The sequence below is a fragment of the Phormidesmis sp. 146-33 genome (genome assembly GCF_052939515.1).
The window spans coordinates 1-1,314 of the sequence record NZ_JBJPHU010000283.1 but is presented as its reverse complement, the minus strand read 5'-3'; the positions used below and the strand labels follow the sequence as shown (position 1 = coordinate 1,314).

Sequence of the window (1,314 nt, the reverse complement as noted above, 5' to 3'; positions counted from 1 at the left end):
CCTGACTGCCTGACAAATCTTTTCTAATTGAGGGTAGAACCAGGTTTACAAACAATGGAACGAACTCGATGAAACCAAATGTGGTCATCGTAGTCGCGCTTGGACTTGAGGGAAGCAAAACAAGCTTGAGGATCGTTGGGCAACAACGGAACGCAAGGCAACAAGGTTCTTCCTTTATGAATCACCCCTTGCAACCAGCGGAGTCCGATTTTGAGATAGGTAATGCCACGTCGCCAGTACGGGTCTACCTGTTGCCGCAAACCTGCAAGTTGCACCGACATGCCTTGGGTCGTGGCAAACAGCAAAGCAATGGCAGCAACCAGATAAAGGCGTTCGAGGGCAGCAGCAGAACGCAAGCGCGAGTCTTCTAACTCAAATGCACCAGACTTGCTATCCAAAAATAATTCCTCTACCCGAAACCTCAAGGCATATTGCCAGAGCGCCTGCAAGGTCGGAGGTTCATCGGTGACAACCGCCCAAGATTCTTTGGCTCCCTGTACCGTTGCAACCACCAAGTTACAGCGATGCTCACCATCGAGCCACAAGCCCACATTCTCATACAGTCGGGCTTCACCGAGTGGAGGATAGAGCGTCCCAACCATCAAGGGATAGCGTCGTGTGGTATGGATCAAAACATCACACGGTAAGCGTAAACTGTAATGCCCGTGGCTCTGCCGTAACCATTTCATCAATTCATGATTGGCAAAGCCTCGGTCGGCGAGTAGCATCACATCACGATGATGCCGCAACAGCCACCGAGCACGACGCAAGACGGGTTGGTACGCTTCAAAGGCAACAGTGGCACTGCGATGTTCGAGGACTCGCCACAACAAGGGAACCGCCCGTCCACAGCACACCACCGACAGGTGAATCATGCAAAAGCGATCCCATAAAACCGTCGTATCTAAGGCTAAATACAATCGCTGTTGCTTCCATCCACTCAGAGCCGCCAGCACCAAAGGTACGTAAATTGCCATCACACTAATGCGGCAATTGTTCATAAATCGCTGCCAGCGCCGCTCAGTACTTTGCGCTTTCGTCGCTCGACTCATGACATACGGTTCTCATGCAGCCAAATTCAATTCTCCGCTGTAGAGCAAGGCACTCACCATCCACGCCAGAGTTTTCAAGTGGCGCAGATCGCACACGCGACTGTGTTGACTCAATTGGTCGAATAGTTGACCATACAAATGGGTAGAGGTTGTCATGATTTTGGGTGGTTGTGTGGTAACTCCAGCCTCTCATGACTCTCTACCCTCTTCACTAATTTCCTCGTGTTTGTTGGGTTTCACCTACTTCTGTCAGGCAACCAGG

At 51.0% G+C, this 1,314-nt stretch carries 2 protein-coding genes; both read right to left on the bottom strand.

Going from position 1 to position 1,314, the window contains the following annotated elements; genetic code table 11:
- Positions 1–23 precede the first annotated feature (23 nt).
- Positions 24–1,052: a transposase gene (locus ACJ2PR_RS35980; RefSeq protein WP_446880652.1), complete on the bottom strand. Its 1,029-nt coding sequence runs from the start codon at positions 1,050–1,052 to the stop codon at positions 24–26.
- A 12-nt stretch (positions 1,053–1,064) separates the two neighbouring features.
- Positions 1,065–1,208 carry a hypothetical protein gene (locus ACJ2PR_RS35975; RefSeq protein WP_446880651.1) on the bottom strand — a complete coding sequence of 48 codons (144 nt, stop codon included), beginning with the start codon at positions 1,206–1,208 and terminating at the stop codon, positions 1,065–1,067.
- Between the last annotated feature and the right edge of the window lie 106 nt (positions 1,209–1,314).

Coding starts and splice junctions, on each gene's coding strand:
- ACJ2PR_RS35980 (WP_446880652.1), bottom strand. CDS start 1,052: ATGAGTCGAGCGACGAAAGCGCAAAGTACTGAGCGGCGCTGGCAGCGA.
- ACJ2PR_RS35975 (WP_446880651.1), bottom strand. CDS start 1,208: ATGACAACCTCTACCCATTTGTATGGTCAACTATTCGACCAATTGAGT.